The following is a 7,429-nucleotide window of genomic DNA, read 5'->3' as shown; positions in this document are numbered from 1 at the left end:
GCCAGCGTTCATCCTGAGCCAGGATCAAACTCTCATAAAAAAGATTTGATTCGTTCAGAATTAACACTTGGCTAATTCATCCCTTTTTACTGTTTTAAAGGATCGTAATCACTTCATGTATCGTTCATTTGAACGTTACATCCATGAATACTCATCGATCGTTCAAACAAAAATTTTATAAAACTTCATTTGAATTTTCGAGGATGTGTTTTACTGTTCAGTTGTCAATGTTCATTCTGTATTACTTTTGTTCTGTCGCTGTATCTCGGCGACAAATGATACTTTACCACCCGGGTATAGGATTGTCAACAGGAAATTGTATATTTTTTGAAGAAAATTTCAGTGCCCGTTTATCCTTTAATTACGCGGTTTTTTCGCTTCTGTTATTATATATCGTGGTTATTGTATGTATTGTGTCGTCAATTCGTTCATTTTGTTGGCATATCCTCTGCACATCAAATGATACACCTCTTATATTTGGAAAATCCGGGATGGACTGTCCCTTCCATTGACCGGTGGCTCAATGGAAGGGATTACAATAAACGAAGCGAGAACTGCATCAGATCGTTGCACACCACTCCACAGCAAAATCAATCAGCTTCCTTACATTGTCCGTCTGCGGCATATCCTTCCTCACAACTGCCGCCACCTTCCAGAGCGGATGTTCCGCGAACGAAATTTTCCGCAGATCATCGCTTCCCATATCCTCAAAAATGAAGTCCATGGAGACCGTGTTGCCTTCCTGCTCCCGGCACAGCTTGTAACAAAGGCTGAAGCCACTTGTGTTGAAATACACGTCCAGATCAGCGCCTTCCTTTCTGCAGGTTTCCTCCAGAATATGGTGAATCATGAAATTACCATTTTCGATAATCACCGGCTCCTCGCTGATTTCCTTTACCGACACCTCGTTTCTGTCGTAATATCTGCTCTTCCTGTGTGTAATGAAAAAAATCTCTCGCGAAAAAAGCGGTATATATTTCAATTCCGGGTCTTTCTTCACATACGGAACAAATCCAAGATCATATTTCCTGTTTCTGACATTTTCTTCAATATATATATCCGGAAATTCCATATAATCCAGCCGCACGCCGGGATTCTGATCCGTGAATGTATGGATGAACTCGGGCGACAACAGACGCAGAACCCCATACGCGGAAACCAGGCGCAAGAAACCCTTTTCCTGTTTTTTCAGATCACTGATGGAAGCCGTCATCCCATTGTAATCCGCGATGATCCGGCACGCATGATCGTAAAAAATCTTCCCATACTCATTCAGCGCCACTCCCTTCTGGGAACGGACCAGAAGCTCTGCGCCAACTTCTTCCTCCATTCTGCGAATGGTCTGACTCACCGCCTGCGGGGAGAGAAACATTGCCTCCGCGGCTGCGGTAATGCTCTTTTTTTCACAGACCTCAATGAAACATTCCATATCCTTCAGATTCATTTTTCCCACTTCCTGTTAAATGCTCAACACGAAAAAAATCTCCGGGGACTCTACTGAATTGTGATTTTGCGCGTGCACTGTCGGGAATCCCTTCCAAACGAGATAAAACACGCTGCGCGAGTTTTATCTCGCTATCGCGACGCTCGCCCCACACGAATGCTTCGCATTCGGCTGTGGCTCGCTGTTCGCGTAAATTACAAAAAAGAAGCAGCCTTGTATAAGAACTGCCTCTTTCTTTTCCCTGTCTTCAATATATTCCACTGTCAGAAACCTGTCAACACAGCGGATTTCTTCTGTTCACCCTTTATGCAGCCTATGCCGACAGCAAAAATCCTGGTTCAGGCATACATTGAGAATTACTTCTGTTCATCCTCCGCGTATGGCTGCAGTTCATCATAGGAAACCGGCTCCGGATCTCCCTCTCCGATGAAATTGCAGAACGGATGCGGCTTTCTGTAGAAGTTCAGCGTCAAATACTGATTTCTATACTGTCCGGCAGCATCAAATCCATACTTGTAATCGATGATATCTTCAAGATCAATATCCGCATACGCAATGCCTTCCTCACCGGACGGAACATAATCACTTCTGAGATTTCCATCCGGTCCGATGATCGCGGTATGACCCTGCTTCAGTGTCTTGAAATATGCCAGACGGTCCTCCTCAAGCTTGCCATTTTCATCGGTGCACAGCATCTTATACAGACGGTCATCATACACGGAGCTGGTCATCAGGACAAATGCGCCGGTCTGTATCGCATATGCCTTGCTTGCGATATCATCATCGAAATATCCGGGCCAGGAAGCGACATGAACCTGCTCATTCTGAGCATTCATCGCTGCGATATCCAGAGCTACATCATGCTCCCAGCACTGGCATCCGCCGAGTCTTCCAAGCTCCGTATCGAATACCGGCATCAGGGAACCGGAACCGTCGCCCCAGATCAGACGTTCTGCGACAGATACTCTCATCTTCCGATGCTTGCCCATCAGGTTTCCCTTGTTGTCAAACCAGAACTGCGTGAGATAAAGGGATCCGCCGTCTTTTTCCGATCCGGAGATGCATACATAAATATCGTTATCCCTGGCGGCCTGGCTGATTTTTGCAAGTGCATCGCTGGGAACCTCTACCGCGTTGAGATAAAGCTGATGATAAAATCTCGGAACATAGTCAAGTGCTCTTCCAAGGAAAGCAAACCAGGGATATCCGGGCAGGAATCCCTCCGGAAAACCGATCAGCTTTGCACCGTTGTCGGCAGCTTCCTTAATGATCTTCACAGACTTTTCAACCGTCGCCGCTAGATCAAGATAAACCGGTGCCGCCTGTACTGCCGCTACTTTGTATTTCGGATAATTTGCCATGATTGATTTCCTCCTTTAACAGATTCTGCTGACATTGCTGACTTTTTTCTCCCGGGATAAAAGAAAAAGGCACCGGTGAGGTTTCCCTCTCCCGACGCCTTTGTCTTCGATGCTCATAATATATATCAGTTTTTCCGAAAAAGAAATCAATCTGTACTTGACAGGTGTCAATTGTTCCTTGATACACACCTGTCAACCGGTCCTTGATACGGTATTTGAGCTTCTCTGCCGCTCTTGTGTCTTGAAAACCATTTATCATTTATGTTTTAATATGATCAAGAGAAAAATCACCTGTGGAAAAATAAGCTGTTCCTTTGACTTCGGACCATTAGGGCAGGGAACAGATCAGAGAGAACAGGGATATAGATCATTACACAATCTCATGGATATTCTGTACAACCACTTCCGGCTCACGAACTCCCCTTCAGAGAAACAGAACGAGCTTCCTTATCAGGCAATTACTCCGATTTATGAGGAAGCATTGTCCATCCGCCTGCACAACAGTGCTTCCCATAAATATCCGCTCCACCACACATGGAAAAATCTGGCGACCGTCGGTTCCGCCGGCGACATCCTTCTCCCGAATGTCCAGCAGATGCTTCTCCGCCTGAAGAAGGATACAGGCGTGCGATACCTGCGTTTCAACGGAATTTTTTCCGACCACCTCCTCGTCGCTTATGCCGATGCATCCGGAAATCCTGTTTACAATTTTGCCTATGTCGATATGGGGCTGGATTTTCTGCATTCCATCGGTCTCAAGCCCTGGATCCAGTTATCCTTCATGCCCCGGGTTCTTGCTCTGCATCCGAATAAATACCTGTTCAACGACAATGTCAGCCAGCCCCGCTCCAACCAGGCATGGTGTAATCTCATTCAGGTCTTCTTTCAGCACATCCGGAAACGATATGGCATCGAGGAAACAAGAACCTGGAGATACAGTCTCTGGAATCTGCCGAACACGGCTTCCTTTTTGTATAGATTTGACAATCCTGAAGATTTTCAGACCTTTTACAAGGCATCTTTTGACACAATCAAAAACGAAGATCCAGCTTATTTCATCTCGATGCCGCCTTCTTATTACAAAAAATATGGCGAGAAAGCCCACGGTTTTAACCGTGGGATGAATCGCTTTGAAAAAAATATAAAAATACAGAACAAACGTTTTCATTTTTGTATGTTGTATGTTACAATATACACATGAAGACAGTATATAAAAGAACCGCAACAACCGTATCATTTCTGAATTATCATCTGGTTTTCTGCCCAAGATACCGGCGTAAAATTTTTGACATTCCAGGCGTTGAAGAACGCTTTCGGGAACTGACGCACCAGGCCTGCGAAGCCAACCAGATTGAGATCCTTGCGATGGAATGTCATCGTGATCATGCCCATTTGTTTGTCAGTGCTTATCCGCAGATCAGTATCCCGGAAATCGTGAGGATTATCAAGCAGGCGACCTCGTGCGCGCTGCGTGACGAAATCCCACAGCTTTCCCAGATGCCCTCCCTTTGGACCCGTTCCTATTTTGTCAGCACAGCGGAAAATGTCACCGAAGCAACGGTGGAACGGTACGTACGGACGCAGAAAACGAGGTGATTTTATGCACACCATACGATTCCTCCTTCTGACAACAAAAGAAGATGACCGTATTCTGGAAAAACGGTTCCGTATGTTATGGCATATCCACAATCAGACCGTTAAGTACGCGCAGAAACAGCTGCACAAGCTGATGCGTGACCGCGCGTATATAGATGCCAGGAAAGAGCGCAGCGCCCTAAAGCCGGAAGCCGAAAAGCTGCAGAAGCGGCTGGACGAGGCCGAGGCGCAGAAGAAGCCGGCAAAACGCGGAGAACGGTCGAGGCTGAAAGCCGTGAAGAAACGGCTCCGCGAATTGACGGACATCATGAATGAACGGATCGAATTCTTTTGCCTGACGCAGACCGGACTGGAATCTTATGTCAAGGTCATGCAGCACCGTTTTCAGAAGCACATTTCGAGCCAGCAGGCACAGAAGGAAGCCGACCGGGTGTATACGGGTGTTCAGAAGGTCCTGTATGGGAACGGGAAATTTGTCCATCTGAAAAAGCTGGATGACCAGCGTTCCATTTCGCAGAAGTGTTCCACGAACGGCATCAAGGTGAATAGGAACGCCAATACCGTGAACTGGCTTGGATTAACCATCCCGTTTCGCATGAATAAAAAAGATCCGTATGCCGCAGAAAGTGTTGGACACCAGCTGAAGTACGGGGAACTCATCCGTCTGCCATTTAAAAGCGGGTGGCGGTATTACATCAACCTCTATCTGGACGGTGATGCCCCGAAGAAGCTCTGTGTTTCCTCCGGACTTACATGCATAGACCCCGGTGTCTCTACGATGGCTTCGGTTTCTGAAAAGGCGGTTTCCCTGAAAGAGCTCGCCCCTATGTCGGGCTGCTATAACAAAGAGATTGCCAGACAGCAGAGACTGGTGGATCAGGAAAAACGAGCGCTGAATCCGGATCATTACGATGCCGACGGCAGGGTGATAAAAGGAAAACACAACTGGGTAATTTCCAACAACTGCCGTCGTCATCAGAGACGTATCCGCGAACTGTATCGAAAAAAATCAGCGTCCACCGAATGCTCCCATAACCACCAGGCCAATGAGCTGCTGGTCAATAACGGGAATTGTTTCCTGATAGAGGATATGACATACGCGGCATTGCAGAAACGCTCCCGGAAACCAACAGAACGGCAGGAAAAAGCGACCGTTGTGAAAGATAAGAACGGGAAGGAAAAGACAGTCCGTAAGTGTAAAAAGAAGAAGCGCTTTGGCAAATCGCTGAATGACCGTTCCCCTGCCCTGTTCGTCGCCATCCTTACGCGGAAGGCGGAACAGTACGGCGGACAGGCTGTCCGAATTGACACCCGAAAGTTCCGTGCGAGCCAGTACCACCATGATACCGGCGAATATCACAAGGCAGCGCTGTCTGACCGCTGGAAAACCATAGACGGCCATGAAATACAGCGTGACCTGTACAGTGCCTTCCTGATCTTCTGCTCCAACCCTTCCGGTACCTCGCCGGATCGGGATCTCTGTAACTCGATGTTTGAACATTTCGTAACCATGCATGACGCCTTTATCAAGGCAACCGCAAAGGAAAACCATCCGGCTTGTTTCGGATACTGATTTTTTGGCAAAAAGAAAAGAAACAGCACTTGCTGTCTCTTCCCTTTTTGAATAGAACCTGTAAATGTCTCGCACGGCCCGGCCAGCTGTCAGGTACGCCCGGTAAAAGGCTCCGGTCTCCGGATCGGAATACCGATGAAGAGCATAGCCCTGGAAGCCTGAAAAGAAGGACTATAACCAAGCTGCTTGTACAGAGCGAAAGTGATGCCCGGAAATCTAAGGCAGCCTTCCCTTGGACAAGGATGTTTCAGGAGTTCGCTCCTGGAATCCCACGGTTTTAACCGTGGGAGGAGGTCAAATCGGACAGGTCGGTTTCATCATCAAATACCAGAACACCTATACTATGATTGACGGCTATCTGTCAGACTACGTGGATAAAAACTGCAGCTCCGCTCTCGTCAGATGGGAACGGCTTTATCCCGCTCCGATACAGGCGGAGAATCTTGATTTTCTTGATTTCATTTTCTGCACTCACGCCCACTTTGATCACGCAGATCCCTGGACGCTCCGTAAAATCGCAGAAGTGAACCACAAAGCCATCTTCATCGGTCCTTCCTCTGTCTGCAGCGTTTATTCCGATTGCGGCGTTCCCGCAAAACAGATTCTGCAGCCCGTCATTGACAGTCCGACCGTACTCGATCCCGGTCATAAAATATCATTCACGATGATTCCTGCCGCGCATGAAGAACTCCACCCGGATCAACATGGCGGCTTTGCGGAAGTCGGCTACCGTATATCCTTCGGACATGCCACCATTTATCACTCGGGCGACTGCTGCCCATACGACGGCCTGGAATCCAGAATCATGAATTGCGACGCACTGATTCTTCCCGTCAACGGGCGGGATTACTATCGGAGGAACGTGAAAGACATTATCGGCTGCTTTGACAGCACGGAAGCAATTACCCTTGCCGCAGACACGCATGCTGGCATGCTTATCCCCGTGCACTGGGACCTGTACCACGTGAACGAGATCAACCCGGGAACCTTTGTGGATCTTGCCCACCGCCTGCATCCGGAACTTCCCTTCCACATCTTTGTTCCCGGAGAAGGTTACATATTGTCGGTTTAATTGTGATGATGCCATCTCCAGACTCCTTGAAAATCTATCTGATTGGGTGAAAAAAATCCGGCAAATACTGATTTCTCAGCATTTGCCGGATTTCATCTGCTCATTTAAAAAGCAGGGGATGAGAGAATCGAACTCCCGCTAAAAGTTTTGGAGACTTCTGTCATGCCATTTGACCAATCCCCTGTATTACTCAAGATATGTAAATGACCTGGCTAATGTACCAACATAAAAATCATAACACATACCTTCAAAACTGAATACACAAACTCTTCCCCGGGAATCCGTCTCCGGATTCCCTCCTTCCGTTCCAACTTATGCTTCAGGTCAAACCCTCGACCGATTAGTAACAGTCAGCTCCATGCCTTACGGCACTTCCACCTCTG

6 protein-coding genes and 1 tRNA gene are annotated in these 7,429 nt (G+C 47.5%); 4 read left to right on the top strand and 3 right to left on the bottom strand.

The window, feature by feature from the left end; all coding sequences use genetic code 11:
• Positions 1–559 precede the first annotated feature (559 nt).
• Positions 560–1,444 carry a LysR family transcriptional regulator gene (locus ACTNDI_RS13890; protein ID WP_441101557.1) on the bottom strand — a complete coding sequence of 295 codons (885 nt, stop codon included), beginning with the start codon at positions 1,442–1,444 and terminating at the stop codon, positions 560–562.
• Positions 1,445–1,800: 356 nt separating this feature from the next.
• Positions 1,801–2,805 carry a carbon-nitrogen hydrolase family protein gene (locus ACTNDI_RS13885; protein WP_441101556.1) on the bottom strand — a complete coding sequence of 335 codons (1,005 nt, stop codon included), beginning with the start codon at positions 2,803–2,805 and terminating at the stop codon, positions 1,801–1,803.
• Between the two features lie 271 nt (positions 2,806–3,076).
• On the opposite strand from ACTNDI_RS13885, the gene ACTNDI_RS13880 reads away from it, so the two are divergent.
• The 4 genes from ACTNDI_RS13880 (at position 3,077) to ACTNDI_RS13865 (ending at position 7,046) form a co-directional block, all read left to right on the top strand.
• Positions 3,077–4,006, top strand: coding sequence for a GH39 family glycosyl hydrolase (locus tag ACTNDI_RS13880; protein ID WP_441101555.1), 930 nt, complete (start codon positions 3,077–3,079; stop codon positions 4,004–4,006).
• Positions 4,003–4,401 (top strand): IS200/IS605 family transposase, encoded by a 399-nt coding sequence (gene tnpA, locus ACTNDI_RS13875; RefSeq protein ID WP_441101554.1) that lies wholly within the window; start codon positions 4,003–4,005, stop codon positions 4,399–4,401. The genes ACTNDI_RS13880 and tnpA overlap by 4 nt, the downstream gene beginning before the upstream one ends.
• Positions 4,402–4,405: 4 nt before the next feature.
• Positions 4,406–5,974 carry a hypothetical protein gene (locus ACTNDI_RS13870; protein WP_441101553.1) on the top strand — a complete coding sequence of 523 codons (1,569 nt, stop codon included), beginning with the start codon at positions 4,406–4,408 and terminating at the stop codon, positions 5,972–5,974.
• A gap of 232 nt (positions 5,975–6,206) precedes the next feature.
• Entirely contained in the window at positions 6,207–7,046 is an 840-nt protein-coding gene (locus ACTNDI_RS13865; protein WP_441101552.1) for an MBL fold metallo-hydrolase, read from the top strand.
• A gap of 112 nt (positions 7,047–7,158) precedes the next feature.
• On the opposite strand, the gene ACTNDI_RS13860 is transcribed toward ACTNDI_RS13865, so the two are convergent.
• Positions 7,159–7,229 (bottom strand) — tRNA-Trp (locus tag ACTNDI_RS13860).
• Between the last annotated feature and the right edge of the window lie 200 nt (positions 7,230–7,429).

Source organism: Bilifractor sp. HCP3S3_D3, assembly GCF_052063915.1.
In the GTDB taxonomy this organism is placed as follows: Bacteria; Bacillota; Clostridia; order Lachnospirales; family Lachnospiraceae; genus Bilifractor.
Note: the sequence above shows the minus strand (reverse complement) of the source record. Positions and strands in the feature narration are given on the sequence as shown.